20 protein-coding genes are annotated in these 25,138 nt (G+C 47.1%); 13 read left to right on the top strand and 7 right to left on the bottom strand.

All coding sequences use genetic code 11. The features are described 5' to 3' along the window. Positions 1 to 8 precede the first annotated feature (8 nt). Positions 9 to 1,262, bottom strand: a complete 1,254-nt coding sequence (locus I1H34_RS24410) for a DUF4331 domain-containing protein (protein WP_212663465.1) — start codon at positions 1,260 to 1,262, stop codon at positions 9 to 11. A gap of 211 nt (positions 1,263 to 1,473) precedes the next feature. Between I1H34_RS24410 and I1H34_RS24405 the strand changes: the two genes are divergently transcribed. Together I1H34_RS24405 and I1H34_RS24400 are read left to right on the top strand one after the other, a co-directional pair. Next, positions 1,474 to 2,040 (top strand): sigma-70 family RNA polymerase sigma factor, encoded by a 567-nt coding sequence (locus I1H34_RS24405; protein ID WP_212663464.1) that lies wholly within the window; start codon positions 1,474 to 1,476, stop codon positions 2,038 to 2,040. A gap of 152 nt (positions 2,041 to 2,192) precedes the next feature. Then, on the top strand, positions 2,193 to 2,801 hold the full coding sequence (locus I1H34_RS24400; RefSeq protein WP_212663463.1) for a cupin domain-containing protein: 609 nt from the start codon (positions 2,193 to 2,195) through the stop codon (positions 2,799 to 2,801). Positions 2,802 to 2,989: 188 nt separating this feature from the next. Here I1H34_RS24400 and I1H34_RS24395 read toward each other — a convergent pair whose 3' ends face one another. Next, entirely contained in the window at positions 2,990 to 5,290 is a 2,301-nt protein-coding gene (locus I1H34_RS24395) for a PAS domain-containing hybrid sensor histidine kinase/response regulator (protein ID WP_212663462.1), read from the bottom strand. A gap of 343 nt (positions 5,291 to 5,633) precedes the next feature. Between I1H34_RS24395 and I1H34_RS24390 the strand changes: the two genes are divergently transcribed. Then, positions 5,634 to 6,194, top strand: a complete 561-nt coding sequence (locus I1H34_RS24390) for a TetR/AcrR family transcriptional regulator (RefSeq protein WP_212663461.1) — start codon at positions 5,634 to 5,636, stop codon at positions 6,192 to 6,194. Between the two features lie 176 nt (positions 6,195 to 6,370). Here I1H34_RS24390 and I1H34_RS24385 read toward each other — a convergent pair whose 3' ends face one another. Next, positions 6,371 to 7,735, bottom strand: a complete 1,365-nt coding sequence (locus I1H34_RS24385; RefSeq protein WP_212663460.1) for a tetratricopeptide repeat protein — start codon at positions 7,733 to 7,735, stop codon at positions 6,371 to 6,373. A 608-nt stretch (positions 7,736 to 8,343) separates the two neighbouring features. Further along, positions 8,344 to 10,059, bottom strand: a complete 1,716-nt coding sequence (locus I1H34_RS24380) for a transthyretin-like family protein (protein WP_212663459.1) — start codon at positions 10,057 to 10,059, stop codon at positions 8,344 to 8,346. A gap of 385 nt (positions 10,060 to 10,444) precedes the next feature. On the opposite strand from I1H34_RS24380, the gene I1H34_RS24375 reads away from it, so the two are divergent. From I1H34_RS24375 to I1H34_RS24360, 4 genes are all read left to right on the top strand, one after another. Then, positions 10,445 to 11,274 (top strand): IS1 family transposase gene (locus I1H34_RS24375; protein ID WP_212663458.1). Its coding sequence is split into 2 segments (ribosomal slippage): positions 10,445 to 10,786 and positions 10,789 to 11,274, totalling 828 coding nucleotides; the frame shifts between segments, so codons are not numbered across the junction. A 270-nt stretch (positions 11,275 to 11,544) separates the two neighbouring features. Then, positions 11,545 to 11,679, top strand: a complete 135-nt coding sequence (locus tag I1H34_RS32810; RefSeq protein WP_283250043.1) for a hypothetical protein — start codon at positions 11,545 to 11,547, stop codon at positions 11,677 to 11,679. A gap of 9 nt (positions 11,680 to 11,688) precedes the next feature. Further along, positions 11,689 to 12,756, top strand: a complete 1,068-nt coding sequence (locus I1H34_RS24365) for an Ldh family oxidoreductase (protein WP_212663457.1) — start codon at positions 11,689 to 11,691, stop codon at positions 12,754 to 12,756. Further along, entirely contained in the window at positions 12,753 to 13,838 is a 1,086-nt protein-coding gene (locus I1H34_RS24360; RefSeq protein WP_249369580.1) for an MFS transporter, read from the top strand. The genes I1H34_RS24365 and I1H34_RS24360 overlap by 4 nt, the downstream gene beginning before the upstream one ends. A gap of 42 nt (positions 13,839 to 13,880) precedes the next feature. On the opposite strand, the gene I1H34_RS24355 is transcribed toward I1H34_RS24360, so the two are convergent. Then, on the bottom strand, positions 13,881 to 14,657 hold the full coding sequence (locus I1H34_RS24355) for an ATP-grasp domain-containing protein (protein WP_235110430.1): 777 nt from the start codon (positions 14,655 to 14,657) through the stop codon (positions 13,881 to 13,883). After that, positions 14,657 to 15,457, bottom strand: coding sequence for a class I SAM-dependent methyltransferase (locus tag I1H34_RS24350; protein ID WP_212663456.1), 801 nt, complete (start codon positions 15,455 to 15,457; stop codon positions 14,657 to 14,659). The genes I1H34_RS24355 and I1H34_RS24350 overlap by 1 nt, the downstream gene beginning before the upstream one ends. Before the next feature lie 142 nt (positions 15,458 to 15,599). On the opposite strand from I1H34_RS24350, the gene I1H34_RS24345 reads away from it, so the two are divergent. The 6 genes from I1H34_RS24345 to purF all read left to right on the top strand — a co-directional run bounded on the left by I1H34_RS24345 (position 15,600) and on the right by purF (position 23,728). Beyond that, complete coding sequence (locus I1H34_RS24345; protein ID WP_212662243.1) at positions 15,600 to 16,685, top strand: IS630 family transposase; 1,086 nt, start codon at positions 15,600 to 15,602, stop codon at positions 16,683 to 16,685. A 597-nt stretch (positions 16,686 to 17,282) separates the two neighbouring features. Further along, on the top strand, positions 17,283 to 17,981 hold the full coding sequence (locus tag I1H34_RS24340; RefSeq protein ID WP_212663455.1) for a glutathione S-transferase family protein: 699 nt from the start codon (positions 17,283 to 17,285) through the stop codon (positions 17,979 to 17,981). A gap of 71 nt (positions 17,982 to 18,052) precedes the next feature. Further along, positions 18,053 to 18,991 (top strand): HEAT repeat domain-containing protein, encoded by a 939-nt coding sequence (locus tag I1H34_RS24335; protein ID WP_212663454.1) that lies wholly within the window; start codon positions 18,053 to 18,055, stop codon positions 18,989 to 18,991. A 45-nt stretch (positions 18,992 to 19,036) separates the two neighbouring features. Continuing rightward, positions 19,037 to 19,669, top strand: a complete 633-nt coding sequence (locus I1H34_RS24330; protein ID WP_212663453.1) for a Uma2 family endonuclease — start codon at positions 19,037 to 19,039, stop codon at positions 19,667 to 19,669. Between the two features lie 111 nt (positions 19,670 to 19,780). Then, positions 19,781 to 22,132, top strand: a complete 2,352-nt coding sequence (gene purL / locus I1H34_RS24325; protein WP_212663452.1) for a phosphoribosylformylglycinamidine synthase subunit PurL — start codon at positions 19,781 to 19,783, stop codon at positions 22,130 to 22,132. 84 nt (positions 22,133 to 22,216) lie between these two features. Continuing rightward, entirely contained in the window at positions 22,217 to 23,728 is a 1,512-nt protein-coding gene (gene purF, locus I1H34_RS24320; protein ID WP_212663451.1) for an amidophosphoribosyltransferase, read from the top strand. A gap of 208 nt (positions 23,729 to 23,936) precedes the next feature. On the opposite strand, the gene I1H34_RS33125 is transcribed toward purF, so the two are convergent. Further along, complete coding sequence (locus I1H34_RS33125) at positions 23,937 to 25,097, bottom strand: SUMF1/EgtB/PvdO family nonheme iron enzyme (protein WP_396124527.1); 1,161 nt, start codon at positions 25,095 to 25,097, stop codon at positions 23,937 to 23,939. Positions 25,098 to 25,138: the final 41 nt, after the last annotated feature.

Genomic DNA, 25,138 nt, shown 5'->3' with positions numbered 1-25,138 from the left:
AGGAAGACTTAGTTGGGAAGAGCTAGGTAAGGAAACTGGGTTTGGAGGGGACTGTGGCCTTGGGAGGGATTGCCAGGGGTGCCGTCGTAGGAAACGTTATCCGTGGTGATGGCCCCGTTGGTCAAAACACTCAGGGTGATATCTATCACGTCGTCTTTGAGTAAGCGACCACGAATAGGACTGCCTTTACTATTCAGAGCATTGCCATAACCACTGGCATCCGTGGTATCAATCCGCATCACGTCGGGCAAGAAGGCTTGGAGCAAGGTGGTAGTACGCTGGTCATCGTTGCCAATGGCTTTTAGAGTTTGAGCGGCTTCACTGACGATAGGACCTGCAACTTTCGCAGCAGGCTTTTGTCCGGCTAGGGCAGCCGCCTCAAAGTCAGGACCGACACTATTGAGAGCATTGAGGAAAGCATTGGAAACAATCAGCCCTTCGTTTACTGCTGGACGAGCCAAGCGTTCCACCTGCCGATATTTGCCGCCTTTGCCTCGAACAGAGATGGTTTGCCAAACGTCAAAGGTGGTGTTGGCAGACTTGTTTTGAAGGAATTTGATGGGGATACGAACTGCGATCGCATTTACGTTATACCCGGTGGTAAAGTCCACAGCCTTGTCAGGGTCCCGGAAGCCCACCGTAGGACCTTTGCCTAATGCGCCAGCCCGGACCCGGAAAAACTGCTCCACATCAAAGAAGAAAGGATCTTCTCGTAGTCCCGCAAAAACGGAGAAGTTTTGATCACCCATGGGGACTTGGGCCGTGTGGGGTTTGCTATTTAGGGGGGTGGTCACCGCCTTGCCTACATGGGAACTGCCATCTCGAATCGTGGTGATTTTGATGGTCTGAGTTTGATTGGGCTTGGGTTTACTAAATTCAAACCGCAGAGTCACATCCGGCTTGCCCGTGGGGGTAGCGTCGTTATCGGTTGTACGAGCAATATGGAATTCGTAGCGGGCCTTGTTATTGAAATAGTATTGCTGCCGCGCCACTGAGCGGGGGTTGGTATTCATAATCAAAACCAAATCATCGGTGGAGGCGTTGGGATTTTGATCGCCTTCCCGGAACACATACAAGTCAGTCAGATTCAGATTGCGGCTTTTAGTGTTAGTTTCACCATCATCATGATCCGAAGCCAAGGTAACGGGCGCAAAACTGCCCAAGGTCAGGCCCATCCCTAAAACAACGCCACTGAGCTTTAACAAGGATTTAGCCGAGAAACGGCGGGTTTTTGCCTGATTTTGACGAGGGTTCAATAGCATGTCTATCTCCTGCGAGTACATAGATGCGTTGACAGCAACCAGAAAAGGCTGCAAATTGACTGATAATAGGCAACAGAAGCTTGTCCACCCTCGGGCAGACTTCGTCATCAACATCCTTTTATTCAGCAATCTGTAGGGGTATACGCTAGGGGTTGGTGATTGGATCTGTTTCTCGAAAAATTTGTTGGAATCAAGTGAGTTTAAATCGAGGATGACCGTCCAAAACACCAGTGAGGACTTGGTTTTAATCCACCAAGTGGCTGAACATAATCAAGGGGCACTCTCGACCTTGTATGACCGATATGCGGGTATTGTGTATGCGATCGCATACAAAATGCTAGGGTCCGTCGAAGAAGCCGAAGAAGTTGTCTTGGATGTCTTTGATCAAGTCTGGCGCACCGCCTCTAAATATGATCGCAGCCGTAGTCGAGTGGATAGCTGGCTATTTATGCAGGCCCGCAGTCGCACTTTAGATCGCCTTCGCAAACGACAGCGACAGGCCAAGGTCGTGGAAGCGTCCACGGTAAACGCCCCCATCGAGTCTGACACCAAAATGGCCTTGCCTGAAGAACATGTCCTGATTCAAGAGCGGCGCGATCTCGTCCAAGTCGCTATGGCCCAAATCCCCCCCGAACAACAGCAAGTCATTGAGCTGGCCTATTTTCAAGGGTTATCCCAATCAGAAATTGTCAAACAAACGGGCCTATCCTTAGGCACCGTCAAAACCCGAATTCGGTTGGGCTTAAGTAAATTACGTGGCATTCTCGATCAACGATAAGGAGCAAAAATGCCAGAAATATACCGATAGATAGATCCAAAGTCTGATTGACAACGTAATACTGGTATAGGCTCTTTATCAACTCATCTCAGCGAATCCGCTTCGCCCCTCTCTATTAAGCATCTCCATCAACCACAGGCTAAGATGTAGCTATGAATCACCCAGCCCCACAATCCAATTCTGAAGAGCTTTCTAACTGGGCGGCCTTGTCGGCAATGGGTGCCCTGGATGATGCGGAACAGCAGCCAGTGGCAAAATATTCAGCCGAGGAACTCGCACCTGAAATTGCCGGGTTTGAAGATGCGGTATCTGCGATCCCATACAGCGTTCCAGCCATACCCATGTCACCCAATCTCAAAGATCGGCTGTTCCAGCGCATTGACGCCACAACGCTCAAAGCATCTGAGCTTTACCAGCTCATGTCTACACCGATTGATGAACTCATTGAGTTATCCACCCAAGTGGAATGGCAGGATCTAAAGGGTCCGGGTAAGTTTAAGCATGCGGTGTACCAAGCCAACACCCTCCATCGTGAACTAGCTTTCTTTGTGAAGTCTGACCAAGAGGGACTATTTCCTAAACATCATCACGCAGCCGGAGAAGAAATCTTAGTTTTGGCTGGTGATCTAGTGGTGGATGAACAAGTGTATCAACGGGGTGATCGGATTATTTCTGCCGCCGATACTATCCATCAGCCTTCTACCCGCAACGGCTGTCTCCTCTTTTGCATGGCATCCATGGACAATCAGTTTGTCTCATAAATCTATCCATTTAATCTTGATACCATCTGCATATCTTTTAGCTGTCTCCGACCTGTGACTCCTAAGGCTGATCGAGGGGTGAGCAAACCCATCAGAGATGGCGCATCGGTTATGGCTGTTCCTCAAGATCGCTATGCATGGTCCATCAGTTTGATAGTACTTACCCCTCCCTTTAACTTGCCGTGATTCTAGTTCGTTATGGATCTCAACGCAGCCTGGGACTTTTCCATGATGGTGTCATATTGATAAGTGGTGATTAAATACTCCAGTGAAGATATCAACGTTTGTTGAGGTTGGGGAATGTCTTGCAGCAAACGACCCAGGCTATCTTCATCCAACCGAATCGCAGCATCATGGAGCTGCTGAACCCACGCTGGTGACATCAGAGCTAAGGTCTTGGCGGTAAGAGGAACAGGGGCTAGGGAATGAACAGAGTGATTTTGCGTTTTATAGTAGTAAGTAATGTCCAAATGCTGAGCCATTTTTTCAAAAATTTGGGCTGCTTGATAGGGTTTACGGACATAGTCATCACATCCTGCTTTCAGGGCCTTTACCTCATCTGATTCCAGGGCTTGAGCGGTTAAAGCAATAATGACCGGTGGATTGGGATTATTAGCCTTAATGAGTTGAGTCGCCTCTAGACCATTTAAGAGGGGCAATTGTAGATCCATCCAGATCAAATGAGGCTGCCACGTCTGGTTCAGATCTAAAGCTTGCTGACCATTCTCGGCTTCAGCAACCTCAAACCCAACAGCTTCTAAAATCATGACGAGGATTTGGCGATTATCAGGATGATCTTCCACGACGAGGATCCGATAAGGGGTTTGATGTTCTACTAAACCCACAACCGTAGTTTGCGATTGTTGGGGCGCTTGTTGAGTCTCGCCGGGTTCAACTTGAATATAAAAACTGACACAGGTGCCTTGGCCTTCGACACTGTCTATTGTGATTTCTCCCTGCATCAATTTGATAAATCTTTGGCAAATGGATAACCCTAACCCCAAACCGCCAAACTCCTCACGGGTTAAAGAGTCTTGGATAAAAGGATCAAATAGTTTAGGCAGCAACTGTGGGGAAATGCCTGGACCCGTATCTTGGATAGTGAAACATAAATCATGGGTCACCGCTTCCGGGGTAGACGGTCGCCAGTGCACCAAACATTCAACACTGCCCTGCTCCGTAAACTTGAGACCATTTCCAATCAGATTGATCAAAATTTGCCGAAGTTTTTTGGCATCGGTTTTCACAAATTGGGGAATATCTGAATCCAGGTGAATGTGAAACAGAAGATCCTTAGAGGTCGCCTGAATGGCAAATAAGTCTTGTAGTCCCTCACAGAGATGGGGGAGATTCACATCTTTAATCTCATAGGTGAGGATGCCTGCCTCAATTTTGGACAAGGTGATCACTTCATTGACTAAAGAGAGCAGGTGTTCCCCACTCCGATGAATCACATTAAGGCTCGATTGCTGATCGGGGGCAATCCGACTATCTTGCAGCAAGAGTTGGCTAAACCCCATAATCCCGTTGAGAGGGGTGCGAAACTCATGACTCATATTGGCTAGAAACTGACTCCTAGCTCGATTAGCAATTTCTGCCGTTTCTATCGCTTGTTGTAATTGACTCGTACGCTCCAGCACAAGCCGCTCAAGATTAGTATTGAGTTGCTGTAAATCAGCGACTGCGTGTTTGCGTTCAGAAATATCTTGTATTTGGGCAATGCAGCATGTGCAATGATCTTGCGGTCCATCTAATCGAGAAACCGTGAGGGATACCCAAACATAACTCCCTTGTTTATGGATACAACGCAGTTCTAGAGGATAGTTGTCTATCTCTCTCGCGATCAGCCCTTGCCGATAACGGCTCTCTATCTCTCGATCGTCAGGATGAACGATCGTTGATAAGGTCAGGGAAAGTAACTCAATGGGAGCATAACCCAACAGCTTTGATAGAGAGTCATTGACCCTAATGCACTGTCCATCAGGGGAGACTAACGCCATGCCGATGGCCGCAAAATTGAATGCTGCGGAGAATCGGGCTTCACTGACAAACAAAGATTCTTCAATCTCTGGTTGGCTGGAGATATTTTTACCAATTCCCAAAAAACCGATCAAATTTCCGGCGTCATCATGCAAGGCCGTAACAGATAGACGCACCAAAAAACGACGTTTATCCTTGCAGATATAGGTCCAAATATTCTCATCCGCGATGCCCAAGCGAGCCTTAGCGACAAAGACTTCACAGCCTGGTTCAATAGGGCACCCCAATTCTATAGAGAGCTGTTGGGCTCTTTGTTCTACTTCATAAGGATCATGGATAATTGCAGGAGTAACCTTGCCAATCACTTCTTCAGGCTCATAGCCGAGTTTGCGAAGGGCCTCACCATTAATGGTCTGAATAATCCCATCCAGATCCGTGGAAATAATAGTGAAGTCAGCACTATCTAGAATGGCTTGCTGCCAAGCAAAAGATGGTAATTGTTCCGCCATAGCTGAATTTCTTTCCCCCGTGATCTGAGCTGCTCACAGGCCTTTATCACTAAAGCCCGTAAACTCAAGCCCACCAAAGACCTCAGCATATTCAATCGATTAGAAAGAAGAATCCTAGCAAATTCTGCAAATGCCAGACCTACCATCACCGTCATATCTATTCGAGACACGATAGGGATTGGAGACAACCTTGTATTTGCTAATTTTTAAGGAATCTTGTCTAAAGTAGTGAATACGCCGTCAATCCTAAATACTCGGCTAATCCATCTAACGCTCGTTAGTCAAACCGTATCTAATACTCGCCTGGTTTGTCAACCCTGGTTGGACGTTAGATAATGAATCTATGACTCGCCCCCATTATTCTGAAAAAGCTCTCGAAATTCTTGATGCCGCTGAAATCCGAATGCGTCGAGGTGGCTTTGATGCCGTTAGCTATCGGGATCTTGCAGCCGATGTGGGCATCAAGGGATCGAGTGTTCATTATCACTTCCCTAAAAAGTCCAATTTGGGCAAAGTAGTCGTAGAACGCTATGCCGAACGCATCCTTACAGCCCTCGGTGCCCCTGACGATCCGCAGGAAGACGTGCAAGACCGCATTCATCGGCTTTGTCTGATCTATCAGGATGCCTTGATCGAGGATGGAGTCCCCTGTCTATGTTGTGCATTAGGCTCTGAGACGTTAGATCTGCCGTCTCCAGTCGCTGAAGCCGTCAATCATTTTGTAACGTTCTTGATGGATTGGACAACCATTGCCTTAGGACAGAACCATAGTTCTGCTGCCATGGCCCGCCACATTATTGGCGCATTGCAAGGAACAACACTTTTGGTACTGGTTATGAAACAACCTGATCTATTCCAAGAGACAGAAACAGTCTTATTGAAATTGATCGCAACGGAAGTTTAAATTTTACTAACGACCTTATCCCTACCAAAGTGGACATTTCAATCAAGGACAGGGAGATAAACAATAGAGCGATCGCATTGTGTCTGCAGCAGATACTATTCCTCAACCTGCCACTTGCAACGGCTGTCTCCTGTTCTGCGTTAATCAGTTTGTGTCTTGAGTAACAGATGGCATCGTTAGGCTTTGGCGTTCTCCTGCTTTGCATCTCTAGCTGCTGAGAGCCGTTCTTGCGCTTCAGCGACCCATTGATTCACTTCTGGTTGTGTCTCCAAGACAATTGGATTTTTTTGGGCTTTAATCAGACACTTTTTCCAATCGGGTAGTGCTTTCTGCTTCTCATTCTTCGCTTCAGATAATTTAGCCAGCATACAGAATGAATCAGGTGCTTGAGGTTCCATACGGGTAGCCTGTTTGAGATAATTCTCAGCTTCCGAGAAAAACGTTTGATTTAACCGTGCCCACCCTAAGTTCTTGAGGAGGTTGTATTTCAGTTGTTTGCCTACAGGAGTCTTTGTATTTCCCTGTTGTTCTAGCTTCCGTAACCCTGCCTGCAATAGCGGAGCCGCTTTACCATACTCTTCATCGACAATATCCAGCTCAGCCAGATTGTTATGAGCCTGGAGCCAAATCATCAGATCATCGCAATGGTCAGCATTGGCAGCATTACAATTTACAAGGTCTTTCTGGGTCACCACGAGTTGGTACTGTGCTTTCGCGTCTTCAAGCTGCTGCAAATCTTCATGGACCAAGGCCAAATTGAAATGAGCCTTGGGAAAGTCTTGCTTCAGCGCAATCGCCCGACTAAAGTCTTTACGAGCACTGTCTAACTTGCCATTCTGATAGTGAGCTTCACCATTCTGGTTGGCCATTTCCGCAAATCTAGGCAATGCAGAATGGATGCCTGCCAAACTTAAAACCAGGAGCAGGGCGAAGGTAAAACTCGCCTCCTGCCAATAGTGCTTATTGATCCGTAGCCGACTGAGAAGACGCTCATAGGCTTGTCGCCCCGCTTGAGTTAAAGCTCCTCCCCCCGCAAGCAAGGCCAATAGGCTTTGCCCCGAGATCACTAACGTTGAGCCTAAGTCGATGCCACCCGAGAATAGACGGGTAGCAGTATCGGTAATTAAACTGGCTGAGATAGTCAACACAACTAGTGTTCCAGCATTGAACAGCCAATCATATTCGTTCCACCAATGCCTGGGTTCTGGAGCCCTGAGAAACCACCACCAAGAGGTTCGGGGCGGATGAACCAACTGCTGCCAAGCTTCTAAGTCAAGGTGAGTGGCAATCAAGACCTCATATTTTTTGAGATAGCAATCTAAATCAGCTAGCCGCAATAGCTGCTGCGAACTCAGCAAGGATCGCTCTGTCATATGGACCTGGATCTGATCACGACAGGTCAAAAGATTGAGAATTTCTTCGGGCTTAAATTTTGCCTTTGGGCGATCAAAGATTTGCAAGCTGACACGATACTGGTTCAGTAACATATTGAACTCAGATAACTGAGCAGGCTCGTCAATAGGCACAGAATTGGTATACATCTTTCAAGCAGAATTTAATAACAGCATTCAAGATTCAGGAGCAATCAATTTATCTACCAAAAGCTGGAAATTATGCCATCAGCTCTTGCAGGAAATATTGTTTTTATCATAAGAATAAGCGAGAATATCTACAGTGAGTCTGGTCACTATCACTCATAGATCTAATGAATTATTGAAGAGTATAATTAGCAAAGTATTTCGCTTAAAATACTTTTGCAAGAAAAATATTTAATGATATCAGATTTTTATTAGTGGTTTTTAATGCTTTTATTTGATGGAATAATTCTATCTAAATACTGAGTGCTTGAATATAAGTAACGCCTGTCATTTTATTTTATAAAGACACATGGTAGTGACGTACAAACACCCAAATTATTCCGAAATGACTGATGGTTTTGCTTGATATTATGGTTGGATAACTGTCAGGAAGCCTTTTCTAGGGTACGGAAGGGGTGACATTGCTGATTCGACTAGATTCAACCACTTTGATATCTTAGGTTTGGAAGAATTTACCAACTCTAAGGCTATACTGCTCAAGCCTAACTCTCTTCCAGTCTGCGATAGAAAGGCTATGGATTGGAGAGTTAGGCTCAAGATATTCCTATGATTTAGATATTGATTCGCGATCGTAAATCTCGCAAATCATAACCAAGTTCTTCAAAGTTTTCACGCTCTCTCTTCAGAATTGCAATAAATTCTCTAGGAATATCGTTTTCTTCATTCTTCGTTAAATATCCATGCTTGACATCTACTAGAATATTGACGATAAACAGCTGAAAAGCAGCATCTTCAACAGAGTAATCAAGCGCTAAGCGAGCATAATCAATTTCTCCTCCATAATTAGCTTGATTATCATTTCGCCAATCATGCCAAATCGTTGCATGATAAATCGCGTAAGCACAGGCTTGTTTGAGATTCTGGATATCCTGGTCACCAGGATGAGTCATCGTTTCTGTGATAGGACTAATCGCTTTTTGATTCGCAGGCCTATCAACACTAATTTCATTATTATCAACATACTGTTCTCCATCTGCTATGGATGGAGGAACAAATGGAACACTGTGATTGACTAGATCTTTTGAGAAATAGTAAATTTCTTTCCAATCTAATTTTATTTTGTCTTCATACAGTGAAAAGAACTTATCGACGTATTCATTGAGAATATTCCAATACAGATTCTGAATCTTTGCATAAGAGTGTTGTCCTGTAGTATTCACCTCATTTCTGGGTGACCAGCTCTTCCAATTACATTGACCTAGATCATCTCTCATTACATCAATTAAAGATGCTGAGTTAAGGGGGGAAAGGGCTAATACTCCTTGCTCCCCAAAGATAATATCTTTCCCAAATGTGTTAATTGCGGAAACACCCTTTAAATGAGGATGGAGTAGTTTCAGGATTGGACTTTTTTGAATATTCCGATAGAGGGAGATAGCATACTGCCCCACATTTAAATGTCCTCTGCCTAAATGCCCCTTAACCTGTCCATCAATAAATTCAGCAATCCGGAAATACAGCTTAGCTTGTTCCCATTTTGCCCCTTCTCCAGGTTCAGCCGAACCATCATCCACAAATTCAGGAGGGAAAGACGCAATTTTTCTGAGTTTCCATTCAATTTTTTTGGGAATAAGATTACTATTGGCATCCTTCACCATTGTTAAATGCACACTAGGTGCTTGGTGAGTTTCATCCCATCTATATTGATCTAAGTTATAGCGAACATGAAACTGCCCATTGCCATCTTGGGTCATTAGCGCTGGCGCAAAACCATTTAAAGTTGCCTTAACAAAGAACTGATCTCCTCTAGATGCATCATTCTTGATAGTAAGATTCTCTGGAAAAACGGTTTGTGCTGCTTCGGATGATGGTTGTTGTCCGGCATTCTGCCTTTTCAGGCTCCATGGGACTGCTTTGAGCAGTATTTTACGAGTCTGTGGTGCGACAAAGTTCTGGGGAGAGGCAAAAATACCTGCTCCTTGGGAGCGTATTAGTGGCACTGCATAATCAGGATCATATCCCCAATCAGCAATCGAAATTGGCCCAAAATCATAGTCTCCTTCTACATTCCTGGGGCCATCTTCCTCGTAAATCACATGAGGCTGACTTTGATAGTCCAAGCGGATAACCTTAACGGTTAGATCCGGGGTGTCACCAGCATCATCCGTATCATATTCAATGTTGAACTCACCATTATCATTGGTTCTCCCTGAACCGACTAGGTCATCTAGCCCAAAATCTCGGTCCCAAATTTCAATTAATGTATCTCTAAAGGGTGATTGATCAAATTGTCGAGAAATTTTGCCGGAAACAGTTTGCTTAACCATGATAGGAGGCAGTAGTTCTACATATTACTCATCATTTATATTCATGGGTTTTATGCATAATTATCAATAATTAATACGTTGGAGTTGCTCTAATATTTCATAGGAGATCGCTATTTTTTCAAGCATAAGTTTGACAGAATATTTGGCCAGCTCGGGTCAGATTAGTAATCATTGAATCATCACCTAAGGTTTATGAGCACTGAGCCCTAGACTCCAGCGGTGACAAGTCGTGGTCAGAATTAGCTTAATGAAGTGTGCATAGGTCAGATTTTGTGATTGGGCGATTTGAGCTAGCGATCGCAAAAAATGTATCGTCGCATCGGTCGTGCCTCAAGTAATTGTGGGTTGAGTATACTAGAGGCTCAGCTCAGCTTCTAACCTACCCATGCAATGCCCACTATGCGGTCATTCCAAAGCATACAAGCATGGCAAGATGCCCAACATGCTTCAACGATACCGTTGTCCTGAGTGCCAGCAGACCTTTACCGAACGCTTTGATACCCTTTACTATCGTCGTCAGGTGAGTCCAGAGCAGGTCCGACAAGTCCTCCAAGCCCATGCAGAAGGGAGTAGTCTTCGAGGTATCACTCGGACCAGTGGCCTAGCTTACAACACTGTAGTCTCTCTAGTAAGAGCTGCTAGCCAACGATCTCAGCAACTCCATAATGGCCAAGTGCAAGCCGTTGAAACGGAGGATGTCAGTGCAGATGAAATGTGGTCCTTTGTGAAAAAAAGCAAAAACACTGTCTTCCCCATGAGCTAGAGATGGGTGATTGTTGGATGGCGATTACCTTGGCAAACACAAGCGGCGTGATCCTCTCGTGTCGTGTGGGCAAGCACACCGATTCATTATTGAATGAACTGGTGATTAGCACTGAAGGTAAGACCGATTGCAAGGACTGGAATAGCGACGATTGGGGTGGTTACGAAAGAGTGTTGCCTTGGAAGATTGACCATTACATTGGCAAGGACAGAACTCAACGACTCGAACGCACCAATGGCATTATTCGACAGCACAGTGGTCGATGGCATCGACGCCAGAACAAATTTGGCAAAGTGTGGGCGCAAACCAAAGTCACTGCTCGATTAGTGGTCAGCTATTTCAATTGGATTTGGACACACAGTCGGCTTAAAACAACGGCGGCACAACGTGCTGATCTAGCCTCGCGAGCTTGGCATTGGGATGACATACTCACCTACCCCACAATTGTTTGATGCACGACCGTCGCATCAGCCTTCACATCCACTAAATAGTCTTACCCCTGTTGATCTATGCGAAAGTCAATGACTGCATAGTCCAGAAGCTGCAAAAGATTCATCAGCTTCAAGGCTGTAAATTGCAAGGACTGTAAGTTCGCATCGGCGGCAGCTTGGGGCTGATGCGCATTTGCCAGAAGTGAGGAATCTAGGCCAAGGTCGCTAGTACATTATCAAGACGGCGGGTACTGGATACCCATTTCTTTCACTATCTCGCTAAACTCTGAGGTGATCCAACCGTTAACTGTCCCCGTAGATGGAACTCCAGACTGGCGGGTACGCACTCAGCGATGGGTCAAACAACCTGAATCACCAGAAACCCTCACCTCCCAGATCGAAGATACCTACCAACCCTTTGTTTAGCGAACCTATATGCCTTCATCTATTCAGGTTTCTGCCTCTCAACTTCGCACCTTTCTCACCGCTGTTTTAGCCAACTATCCCCTACAACCAGAGACTGTCACCGCTATCACAGACCATCTGGTTCAAGCCAATCTATGGGGGATGGATTCCCACGGTGTGCAGCAGATTATGGGGTATGACAAAAGTCTTCGTAGTGGTCGAATTAATCCTCAGCCCAAGTTACAAATCCAGACGGATCGCCCTACCATGCTTCGTATTGAAGCCGATCGGGCTCCTGGCCAATATGCCGCCCAAGTCGCCATGGGACAGGCGATCAAACAGGCTCGTGAAATGGGCATGGCCGTGGTTGGAGTCTCAAATAGCAATCACTTCGGCATGGCTGGCTACTATACGCGCATGGCCGCAGCAGCCGGGATGATTGGCTTTGCCACCAGTGACACTAATGTGGTGGATTTAGCCCCCTATGGCGGTAAAGAGGCGCGGTTGGGCAATAATCCTTTTTCCTGGGGTATCCCTAACGGTGAAACGCCTATCGTGTTGGATATGGCAGTGGGAACGGTTAGTGGCGGTAAAATCAAGCATTTCGGCTATCAGGGACTTCCTATTCCGTCAGAATGGGGGTTAACAGCAGCAGGTGAGACCACCTCGGAAGCCCAATTTGTGGCCGTCAATCAAGCCACTTCTCCCAAAGGAGCAGGCATGGCTCTGATTGCAGATTTGCTTTGTGGTCCTTTGTTAGGGACGGCGGCTGCTCTGTTTAAAACCAAGTCCAGACATGATCAAATGAACGGTATGGGACATTTTTTCGGGGTGATCGATCCGTCCGTCTGGTCTGACCCAGAGGAATTTGCGGAGCGTGTTGGGGATGCGATCGCAACTCTAAAACAAACCCCACGCCTCGACCCGCAGCAGCCCATCTATTTCCCCGGTGAGTTGGAAGTTGTCACAGAGCAAACGCGCACTCAACAGGGCATTCCTATCCCCTATGCTCTCATCCAGGATTTGGAGCATCACTTTGGCTCAGACTTAGTGACCCAGTATTTGACGTCTGACCTCTTACTATCTCAACACTCTTGACCGAATCCAGCCCTCCCCCAACCCACCCCCGAGGTCGCTTAACAGCAGCTGGATTTATCGGCCTATATCTCCATGGCATTGTGGTCGCTATGCCCGGTGCCTTTCTTCAGCAGTGGACCGACACCTTTGGCGCAGGCGTCAATATCGGTCTGTTTTACACCCTCTTTTTGATCAGCAGCTTAGGGGGGTTAATCTGGGTCTCTCGGCAAAAATATCGCCATCCGGTGTTCACTTTAGCCTTTGCTGCCATTGGGATCGCCTTTATCGCAGCAGCTTGTGCCCCTGGATTTGGGTGGATTGGTGGTGCTGCCCTTCTCCTAGGTTGGGGGGACGGCATTCTCAACTTCCACTGCAATAACTTGGTCGGAGAGTTACACCCTCGCCGTAAAATCACCGTCTTAAATTGGGCCAATGCTACTTTTGGCGTCGGTGCCCTCAGTGCCCCATTAATTAGTGCAGTATTGCCCTGGCGCTGGGCATTTGGCTTAGTAGCCATAGGTGCTATTCTGGCAAGTGCTCTGGCATGGCAAGCACCCTCCGTTCAAAATTTTCAACCTCGCCAAGATCGAGTTCAGTGGAGCATCGCTTGGCCTTTTCTGCTGGTGATTTTGCTTTATGTCGGCTTGGAAAGCTCGATTGGCACTTGGAGTGGCTCTTACCTCAGTAGTATCGGGTGGAGTAAGGGCTGGCAAAGTGCTTTGCTCTCTGCTTACTGGGGTGGTTTAACTCTAGGCCGCTTAACATTAGGGGTTTGGGTTGGTCCTCGTCCAGTGCAACGGTTACAGATATTATTTTTGGCGGGTTTAGTAACCATTTCACTCACATTTTTCTCTAGTTTCGGCTTTCTGTTTCCAGTTGCTGCAGTTCTCTATGGCCCTACATTTGCAACCATATTTGCTCTCCTGCAAGAGCGTTGCGGCCATGTGGCCTTAGGCTATATGTTCTATGCTGCCTATCTAGGCAAAACCTTATTCCCTGCCGCCTTAGATCAAATTCCTTATCCCATCGATCTTCGCCTTGGATTTCTCTGTCTTGCCTTACTTCTCTACTTCAGTAGCCTTTTACTGAAAGGTAAATCATAAAAGGCGATCAACACAGGACCTCTTACAAATAGGCGAGAAATCCTACCAATTGTCTTCTTGAAATCTTGAAACTCTATCTACAAGCCTTGTGACATCAGATAAGTAAAATCGACTCCAGTTAAAACAGTTGCATTCAATAATGCGCCACTGCCGATCAACCCGCCCAATATCCAGGACAAAGACATCAGCCGGGGTCCAGCGTGCAATACACTGAGCTGCAAAATCTACAAGCTCTTGAGGTAGAAAGGCTTCTGCAGTAGGGCGATACATCGATCCTGTAACCACCTCACCATTTACAACAAAAAGTCGCCATTCTGCGTCCACTTCATACCACTGTCCAACCACAACATTTTCTGACTGGTGGTGAGGTGCATCTAAAAGTTTTTGATGCATGTGTCGAATGTCTTCATAGCGAGCAACGCAGCCAGTAAATGCCTTGAGATCATCAGGAGGTTTGATAAAGAACGCAGCAGACGTAGCAGTCGCCATTTTCAACAATGATGACCAGTCAAGCACCTGAGCATCGTAATTGAGGTAGGCATTACCAAAGCCTTTTGTGTAGGCAGCATGAGTAAAATTCTGAGGGTCGTAGAAGACACCTTTGTGACATTGAGCATCTTCCCTTGCTCGGAGAATCAGCGTCGTGACACCGTGAAAGACAAGGGGTGGATCAACCTCAGACAGCTCTGGTAGATGCTTCTGCCCTGGTTGAACCATCACTGGATAGAAAGGCTGCTCCAATTGTTCGCAAGCATCTTGCAAAAGCGATACAGAATCAGATTTAGGAATGTTGGATTGTACAATCCAAGTCGTTTTCACTATGCCTGCAGTTTCTGAGCAATAACGCCTACCGTCGCATAGTAAATCGCCCAAGCATTTGGATCTTCTGCAAATCGGCCATAATGATCGATGTCTGCCTGAGTCACTGCACCCGTTGCAATATATTTCTCCGCCAACTGTATAGTAGACATTGCCATCATGGTCGCGATGCCCGAACCACCCGGAGAGAGGTGAGTATCCACCTCTACAGCAAATGACTGTAAATCATAGGACTGTAATAGAGCAGGTAACTTCGCACCAAGACCATAATCCATCCCCCTCGCTGTAAACATCTTCTCAATCGCCTGGTTCACATTATTCACAGACTGACAAGCAGAGGCTTCACCTGCAATGGCCCTCGCAGCCGCAAAGTCAGGTTCCTCTAAAACAATCCATCCACCCGGTTTTACTAAATCCAACAACCTCGATAGCACTGCATGAGCATCGAGATTATGGACCAAAACATAGCGGGCATGGACCAAATCAAATGAATGTTTTTCTAGGGGAAGATGCTGGATATCGCCTTCCAAGACCTCAACATTACTGGATTCAAGATTAGCGACAAATCGGGTATCTAGATCAACCGCAACCACCTGGCCACTTTCTCCAACTGCGCCCGCCATCCATTGCGTGATTGACCCCGCTCCTGCCCCAACTTCCAAACATCTCCAGTTCGTCGTTATGCCTGTCGACTCCAGTCGTTGACGGCTAGTTGGATCAAAGATTTTTTCAATGGCTTGGAGCCGCTCTAGTTCCTGAGCATATTGAGTCTCAGTAAAAATGTAGTTAGCCGTTGACATTTAGTCCTCCGCTCAGCTATCTATAGATCTTCAGAAAAGCATCCGTGGTTTTAGCGACACTACATCTTCATTAAATATAGTAACTAGCTCCTGATACTCTTAGCTCTGGCAAGGATTTCAAGATTATCAGAGGTCATCCAGTATGCTCGCACAATTCAAACTGCGCTTTACCCAATCAACACGCAAAAAGATTGAAGCTAAACTGCGCCAGGCATACGGGAGTCAGAATTTACGTCTGGTCAAACGTATTAGTGCTTTATTGCAGCTTGGTCAAGGTGGTTCAGTGGCACAGGTAGCTGAAACATTGGCACTAGGCGAACAAACGATCAGGGATTATCTGCATGCATTTCTAAAACGAGGTATCGCTAGCTTTAGATACAAAGCGTCTCAAGGACGTCGCAGCAAACTCACTCCACGGCAACGACAACAGCTCAAGTCATGGATTAAAGCAGGTCCGCTCAAAGCTGGATACGAGTGTGGTTGTTGGAGTGCATTAATGGTTCAAGACCTGATTGCGAAACGCTTCAATGTTTCCTATCATCCCCATTATGTGAGTACTCTACTGAGGAACTTAGGCTTTTCATTTCAAAGAGCACGGTTTGTTGCAGCTCATCTCAATGAAGCCAAGCGACAAGAATGGATGACACACAAATGGCCTGAGATTTTGCGTTTATCAGCAGCCAAAGATGCCCTAATTTTATTTGGGGATGAGGCCAGTTTTGCGCAGTGGGGGTCGTTAAGCTACACCTGGAGTCTTCGTGGAGACCAGCCAACATTGCCCACCAGTGGTAAACGGAAGGCTTACAAGGTGTTTGGATTAATTGATTATCATTCTGGTCAGTTCTTCTATCAAGGTCAGACGGGACGCTTCAATTCTGAAGGGTATACTGCTTTTCTAACTCAAGTACTCCAGCAGACTCACAAGCATATTATTCTCATTCAGGACGGGGCTAGATATCACACCAGTAAAGCAACTAAGCAGTTCTTTGACCAGCAATCCGCTCGCCTTACTCCTTTCCAATTACCCACATATTCTCCTGACTTCAACCCAATTGAATTCTTGTGGAAGAAACTCAAAAAACGCAGCACACACCTACGGTTCTTCAAGCAATTTGATGACTTAGTTCAGCAGGTCGATGAGGGGCTACTGTACTTTAGTCAGACTCCCAATGAAATTACTGTCTTAATGGGCAAATATTGCAAAACCTTGGGTACACAAGCTGCCTAGCTAATCACGGATCTTTATCTGTAGATCTATAGCTCTAGATAATCCATGAATCCACTGGGTGCACCCATGAGCCGTATCTCTTGCCCGCCCATAAGTACATAGCAATGACCAAGCTCAGTGCAATACCTCAATATATCTATTGCTGCATCTCAATGGGGTGTTGCATACCACCTCCAAATAGCCTGACCATCCTCTCGGCTTAAGCTTGAGCAGCATAGACTGATACCAAGTTGTACCTGGAAGTGTAACTCTCAAATTCGTGCAACCCAATACTGAATTGGCTTAGCAAATAATCAAAACTACACTCTTAGGTGCTGACTGGTATGACCATAAGCCAAAGCATTCATAAAATCGTAGGTGACTGCAAAAGACAAATCTCTTGATTAATAGATAGTAATTATGTACTATACAATTCAGGATCGGTTTATAACCAATTCCCTCTACTCACCACCTTCCATCCCTCACCAAAGTACCCGCCCACTTTTCACTCCTCTTAAGTGGGTTTAGAATCATCCCCTCCTCCCTCCGTTTGCAAAATTAATATCCTGTTTTCCTGCCCACTCCATTAATTGGGCTGTCGATATTTAAGGAACTCACATGCTGACGCTATACCAGTTTGAGCCCGCCTGGGGTTTGCCCAATGCCAGCCCATTTTGCATGAAGCTAGAAATCTATTTTCGGATGGCTAACCTGGACTATCAGGTCGATACTAGTGCTGATGTGCGTAAAGCACCCAAAGGCAAGCTGCCTTACATCGAAGACAAGGGCCAGATTATTGCCGACTCTAATCTAATCATCGAATATCTCAAAATCACCTATGGTGATCCACTAGATAGTCATTTGAGTCCTGCTGAGGCTTCTATTGCTCTCGCCATGCGACGACTCATTGAAGAGAATCTCTATTGGGCATTGGTCTATACTCGCTGGATTGACGAAGAGAATTGGCAGAAGACTAAAGCCGTCTATTTCTCCGATTTACCTCTTCCACTCCGCCTCTTAGTGCCCAAGATTGCCCGCAATACCGTCACCCAAAATTTGCAAGGGCACGGCATGGGTAGGCATGCCGAATCAGAAATTTACCAGATTGCAGCCTTGGATATCCAAGCCCTTTCGGATTTCTTGCAAGACAAACCCTACTTTATGGGTGATCAGCCCACAACCCTGGATGCTTCTGCCTATAGCTGTCTTGCCAATATCCTTGATAAAACTCTGACATCACCTTTAAGAGATAAGGCTGCGCAATTAGAGAACTTGGTATTGTATTGCGATCGCATGCATCAAACCTATTACCCTTAAAATTTCCGAGAAAACGCCTCCTCCTTTCTGAACCAAAACCAGAATGAAGCAAGATTCAGGCATTTAAGACAATGGCCCGCTCACGTCAATTGGAAGAAAACCAAATTCTCCTAGCTGAACTGCGGGAGTCTGAACTAACCCCTGAGACAGTAGATCGGTGGCGTCAAGTACTGCGCGACCCTCATGCTTCAACCATTACCCAAGCGGCCAAAATCCTGGGCCAACGGGGACTGACTGACCTCAATACTGAACTTGCAGAGATCTTCATCCGGTTAATGCAAAAACCCGTAAAACGCGACCCCAACTGTTTAGCCAAAGCCGCTATCGCCGACACCCTCTACCGCCTAGAATCCCATAATCACGCTTTGTTCCTTCAGGGGATTCGGCATGTGCAAATGGAGCCAGTCTGGGGTGGGTCTGTCGATACCGCAGCGACCTTGCGCGGCAACTGTGCCCTAGGGTTAGTACGGATGCATTACCCTAACGTGATAACAGAGCTGGCTGATTTACTCGCCGACCCAGAAGGTTCAGCCCGGATGGTAGCCGCGAGAGCCATCGCCTATACCGAAGACCCCCAAGGCATTCCACTCCTGCGATTACGGGCCAAGATAGGCGATGAACCACAAGTCTTGTCCGAGTACTTGGCAGCCTTACTAAAGTTGGCTCCACAGCAGTCCATGGCCTTCGTCTCAAACTTTCTGAGTGATACCAATCAGCAAGTGCAGGAGTTGGTGGCTCTGGTATTAGGCGAGTCTAGACAACCAACAGCACTAGAACCCCTCCAAACCTGGTGGCAAGGGGTCCAAGATCCTGAATTACGCCTCACCGGACTCCTCGCCATTGCCATGCTCAGAACCGATGAGGCATTTCAGTTTTTGCTAGATCTGGTTGCAGACGGCAGTGACAAAACGGCCCAAGAAGCAATCCAAGCCCTGGAAATCTATCGCCAAGATCATGATCTCTGGCACCGGGTCTGTGATGTACGAGATAATCGGGGTAAGTCTCTATAAAAGCACTGACTGCCAATATCACGGATAGGTGTTCATTAAAATTTTATGGTTACAACGTTTCGGAGATGCGATCGCATTCTCCTATATGACATTAGTTGGCAACAATTTGAAGCTCTTCTCCAAGACTTGGGAGATCATCGTGCCGCTCGTCTAGCCTACGATCGCGGAACTCTAGAAATTATGACGCCTCTACCAGAACACGAATATTACAAAGAAGTTCTCAGCGAGGCCACCAAAGAAATAGCCGATGTCCTGGAACGCGATTATGAAAGCTATGGTTCGACAACTTGGCGGCGGCAAATCCAAGAAGCAGGGCTAGAACCAGATAACTGCTTTTACTTTCAAAATGAATCTAAGGTTCGAGGAAAATTATCGTTTGACCTAGATCGTGATCCGCCCCCTGACTTATCGTTAGAAATTGATTTAACCAGCAAGTCATTAAACCGCTTACCCATTTATGCTCGACTGGGTGTCCCTGAACTATGGTGTTATGACGATGGACAGATAACGATTTACCATCTGCGCCAAGGAGCGTATGTAGAATCAGCTAATAGCTTAGTGTTTCCACAGCTCCCAATTCGAGAACTACCACAATTAATTGAGGAATATCGTCAGCAAGGAAGACGGACACTTCGCCAAGCTATTCGGACATGGGCACAGACACATCTACAAAATTAAATCATCCTAATTGGCAGCAATCTGATCCTAAATCTTCATCCATAGATTTGTAGAAATCTATGGCTCAAATCAACCTGTACAATGGGGACTTGTGCGATTGGTATAGAGTACATGGCAAGCCCTGGATCTTCTCCTTTTTCCCCTAAAGAAATTGCTGCTGAAGGGCTAAAGCCCGAAGAATACGACGATATTGTTCAGCGCTTGGGCCGTCATCCTAATCGAGCCGAACTCGGTATGTTTGGTGTCATGTGGTCCGAGCATTGCTGCTATAAGAATTCGCGGTCCTTACTCTCGCAATTTCCCACAGAAGGAAAGCATGTCTTAGTAGGGCCAGGTGAAAATGCTGGAGTCGTGGATTTAGGCAATGGCCTACAGCTTGCTTTTAAAGTAGAGTCCCACAACCATCCCTCTGCCGTTGAGCCCTTTCAGGGTGCGGCAACTGGAGTAGGGGGGATTTTACGGGATATCTTCACCATGGGCGCCCGCCCTATTGCCGTACTTAATTCCCTCCGATTCGGCGATCTAGATGATGCCCGCACCCGCCGCTTATTTAGTGGGGTAGTCGCCGGAATTGCTCACTATGGCAACTGCGTCGGTGTGCCGACCGTTGGTGGTGAGGTGTATTTTGACCCCGCTTATAACGGCAATCCTTTGGTCAATGCCATGGCCATGGGGCTGATGGAAACCTCAGAGATTGTCAAAGCAGGAGCAGCTGGTGTGGGCAATCCAGTGCTTTATGTTGGCTCTACTACTGGGAGAGACGGCATGGGTGGGGCCAGCTTTGCCAGTGCAGAACTGGATGCCACCTCTGAAGTAGAAGATCGTCCTGCCGTTCAGGTGGGCGACCCCTTTTTAGAAAAATCTTTAATTGAAGCCTGTCTAGAAGCCTTCCAAACAGGGGCTGTCGTCGCTGCTCAAGATATGGGAGCCGCTGGCCTCACCTGTTCTACCGCCGAAATGGCGGAAAAAGGTGGCGTGGGCATTGATCTAGATTTAGATCTGATTCCCAATCGGGAAACGGGGATGGTGCCCTACGAGTATTTGCTCTCCGAATCCCAGGAGCGAATGTTGTTTGTAGCGGAAAAAGGCCGGGAACAGGAGCTGATTGATATCTTCCATCGTTGGGGACTACAGGCGGTTGTCGCCGGTTCGGTAATCGCCGATCCGATTGTGAAGATCCGGTTTCAGGGAGAAGTGGCAGCGGAAATTCCCGCTACGGCCTTATCAGACAATACGCCGATTTATAAGCATGAGGTTTTGGCAGAACCGCCTGAGTATGTACAGAAAGCACGGGAGTGGAGTTGCGATCGCATCCCCAATTGCACCGCCGAAGGCATCGAGCTTCAAGGCCAGCAACACTCCTGGTCAGACATTCTCCTACAGCTCTTACAAGTACCAACGATTGCCAGCAAACGCTGGGTGTATCGCCAATACGATCATCAGGTGCAAAATAACACCGTCGTCTTGCCCGGTGATGCGGACGCCACCATCGTGCGCCTCCGTCCTGTCGTCAATCAAGAAACCCCCGATCCAGACGTAGACACTCAAACTGCCGTCGCCGCCACCATCGACTGCAACTCTCGCTATGTCTATTTAGATCCCTACGAAGGGGCCAAGATGACCGTAGCAGAAGCCGCTCGAAATTTAAGTTGTGTCGGAGCAGAACCCATTGCCGTCACCGATAATCTCAACTTTGGCAGCCCAGAAAAACCCGTTGGCTATTGGCAATTGGCAGAAGCTTGCCGGGGACTTTCAGACGCCTGTCGCCATCTCAGCACTCCAGTGACTGGCGGCAACGTGTCCCTCTACAACGAGACCTTTGATGCCGAGGGTCAACCTCAGCCTATCTATCCCACTCCTGTGATTGGCATGGTGGGTTTAGTCCCCGATCTCACCAAAACCTGTCTCCAAGGTTGGCAAGCAGAAGGTGATCTAATTTATTTACTGGGGATTCTCATCGAAGCCCCAAGTGACCTCGTCACCTTAGGAGGCACTGAATATTTAGCCAGCATTCATCATCAGGTCGCGGGTGAACCCCCCCATGCTGATTTAGATCTAGAAGCCCAAGTCCAAGCCACTTGCCGTCACGGCATTCAACAGGGCTGGCTCCACTCTGCCCATGACAGTGCAGAGGGAGGGATCGCCGTGGCTCTAGCCGAATCTTGCATCAGTGGAAAACGAGGCGCTGAGATTCAGGTTCCTACCGGTTCAAACCGCTGGGATCAGATCTTATTTGGAGAAGGGGGGGCCAGGATTATCGTTTCTGTGAGCACAACTCATCAAGCCGCCTGGGAATCCTATTTACAAGAACATCTGCCTCAGTATTGGCAACAGATAGGAACAGTCACCACCCCCAATTCAGAGCTCACCCTCACAACAAATGTTCACCAAACCTTAATCAAGGTTAGGATTGAGGAGGCCACTCAACGATGGTCTCAAGCCATTGAGTCCAAGCTAGCGTAAATCTAGGCTGCTTGTGGCTAGAAGGGACAAACGTTTGTAATGTGTCAGTTTTTCTGGTTTATTCCGTTTACTTAATGACTTAATATGTTTCCTGCTGCTTCTGTTCCATCGAGTCCAACTGGTAACGATCCTGTTGATCCCCACCTTTCTGCTGAATCGTGGTCAGACGACAAACCAGAAGAAGCTTGCGGGGTGTTTGGCGTATTTGCGCCGGGCATAGAAGCCGTAAAGCTCGCTTACTTTGGTCTCTATGCACTCCAACATCGGGGTCAAGAATCAGCTGGAATTGCCACCTACACAACGGATGGCCAAATTCACTCCTATAAAAATATGGGTTTGGTGTCCCAAGTCTTTTCAGAACCAATTTTGAATGACTTACCGGGTTATATTGCCGTTGGTCATACCCGCTACTCCACCACCGGATCGAGTCGGGTCGCCAATGCCCAACCCGTAGTAGTTGAAACGTCCCAAGGCTCCCTAGCACTAGCCCATAATGGCAATCTGGTTAACACCGTCGCTTTTCGAGAAAAGTTACTGGCCAAAAACTGCCCCCTAGAAACCACCACAGATTCTGAGGTGATTGCCTATGCCATTAGTGAAGCGATCAAAACTGGTAAGGATTGGCATCAAAGTGCGATCTCAGCTTGTCAACAAAGTGAAGGGGCGTTCAGTCTAGTCATCGGCACCCCCACAGGCATTCTCGGGATTCGTGACCCCCAAGGGATTCGCCCCTTAGTTCTGGGCACCATTGAGAATGAAGATAACCCCGACAAGCCCCATTACGTCCTCGCCTCCGAAACTTGTGCCCTAGATATTATCGGAGCCACCCATGTTCGTGAGATTGAGCCCGGTGAGATTGTCCATATCACCGCTGACGGTATAACCTCAGAGACTTGGGCCGCTAAACCAGAGCGGAAGTTGTGCATCTTTGAGATGATTTACTTTGCTCGCCCTGACAGCCATATGAAAGGCGAAAGTCTCTATAGCTATCGCTTGCGCCTCGGTCACCATCTCGGCAAAGAATCTCCCATCGATGCAGATATGGTGATTGCGGTTCCCGATTCTGGTGTTCCTGCAGCCATTGGATATTCCCAAGCCAGCGGCATTCCCTATGCAGAAGGCTTAATTAAAAATCGCTATGTGGGCCGAACCTTCATTCAACCCACCCAAGCCATGCGCGAAATTGGCATTCGTATGAAGCTCAATCCGCTGCGGGATGTTCTGGAAGGAAAGCGGATTATCATTGTCGATGATTCGATTGTCCGAGGTACGACGAGCTACAAAATCGTCCGCGCCCTCCGAGAAGCAGGCGCCACAGAAGTCCATATGCGGGTCTCTTCCCCCCCCGTCACCCATCCCTGCTTTTATGGCATTGACACCGATGATCAAGATCAGCTGATTGCAGCTACAACCTCCACTTCAGACATTGCTAAAAAAATTGGGGTTGATTCCCTCAACTATCTCAGTTGGGAAGGCATGTTAGCCGCAACAGGCCGTAATCCTGAAAATTATTGCTCAGCCTGCTTTACAGGGGATTATCCCATCTCCATTCCTGAACCTCTCAAACGCACAAAGCTGATGTTGGAAAAAGCTTAATCCTACTTGCTTCCAAAGCTTCAGGTCCTGAAAACGGCCAAAATCTCGATCATCTAATGTCCAAATATTCACTGCCAAGAGTCTAGTCATCACAATAATAGATGCCTCTTGAAGCGTCCCTAGTTCTAAGATTAGCGACCTTCTAGAATGATGGTTGTGTTCAAGAAATCCGCAGGAATCGCCATTGGTGTATGAAACAAGAGGGTAGCTATGGAAGCGTACTTGACCCAACCCAAGCTACTCGAAAACCAAGATTGTAGTTGCGGAATCCAGCAGTGAACCTGAAGCGCTCTGCACAGCGACAGTTCCCTGGAGGGTTGAGCCAGGAGCCACCGCGAATAATACGATCATCAGTATCATTCTCATCTATCCAAGCACTTCCATCTGTCGGTGCTCCAGTGTATGTTTTATGGGGAGTGTCATGGCACCATTCCCAGACATTGCCATGCATGTCATATAGACCAAAGGCATTTGGAGGAAAGCTACCGACGTTAGTCGTCTGTTCTCGATATTGCCCTTTAGGACCAGCATCATAGGTAAAAGTACCATCGTAATTCGCGAGCTTAGGGGTAATTATTTCCCCTGTATAGAAGGGAGTAGTTGTTCCCGCTCGACAGGCATATTCCCATTCTGCCTCACTGGGAAGATGATATATTTGGCCACTTTTCTGGGAGAGTTTCTGGCAAAATTCAAAAGCTTTGTACCAGGTGACTTGCTCAACTGGACGATTTGCGCCTTTGAAGTGAGAGGCATTAGAACCCATAATGGCTTGCCATTGAGCTTGAGTCACAGGATACTTACCCAGATAAAAGTCAGGTAAACTCACCTCATGCTGCGGCCCTTCATCCTGATTCCTTTCTGACTCACTTGAGGGCGAACCCATTGTGAAGGTGCCTCCAGGTATCAACACCATCTCTAATAAGGTGTTGTTGTCGAGATTTTCGGTAAAAGTTTGTAGTTGAGGGAGACGGCGGCGGTTAACGGTACGGCCCTTAGCATCAACCGTCACGATTTCATTGGACTCACAAGAGGTCAGCAGTCCCATTGCTCCTACTCCTGCAAAGCCCAATAAAGCTAGAAATGCGCGTCGCGTCGTGGCATCAGACAAGAAGCGATGTTGCGATCCCTGAGATGGTGAGAACGCTTGAGAAGGCACGGCCTGTAAGATTTGCTGAACTCTCTCATCAGCAACAGGGGCTTCACAAAGACAGCGAGTTTCGTCTAGAGATTCTTGATGCCAGCGGTTGAGTAGACTGGGGTGGAGTTTGTAGGTCCAACACAACTCCATTGCTGTTTTGTCGCCACGCAATAGTTGTAAAACCACCTTAGCTTTGAAACTAGCGCTGAATGTACGACGTTGGGAGGACATAGCTTTTTCTCATTCGGTACAAGATTACGACACTGAGGTAC

Source organism: Acaryochloris marina S15 (assembly GCF_018336915.1).
Taxonomy (GTDB): Bacteria; Cyanobacteriota; Cyanobacteriia; order Thermosynechococcales; family Thermosynechococcaceae; genus Acaryochloris; species Acaryochloris marina_A.
Note: the sequence above shows the minus strand (reverse complement) of the source record. Positions and strands in the feature narration are given on the sequence as shown.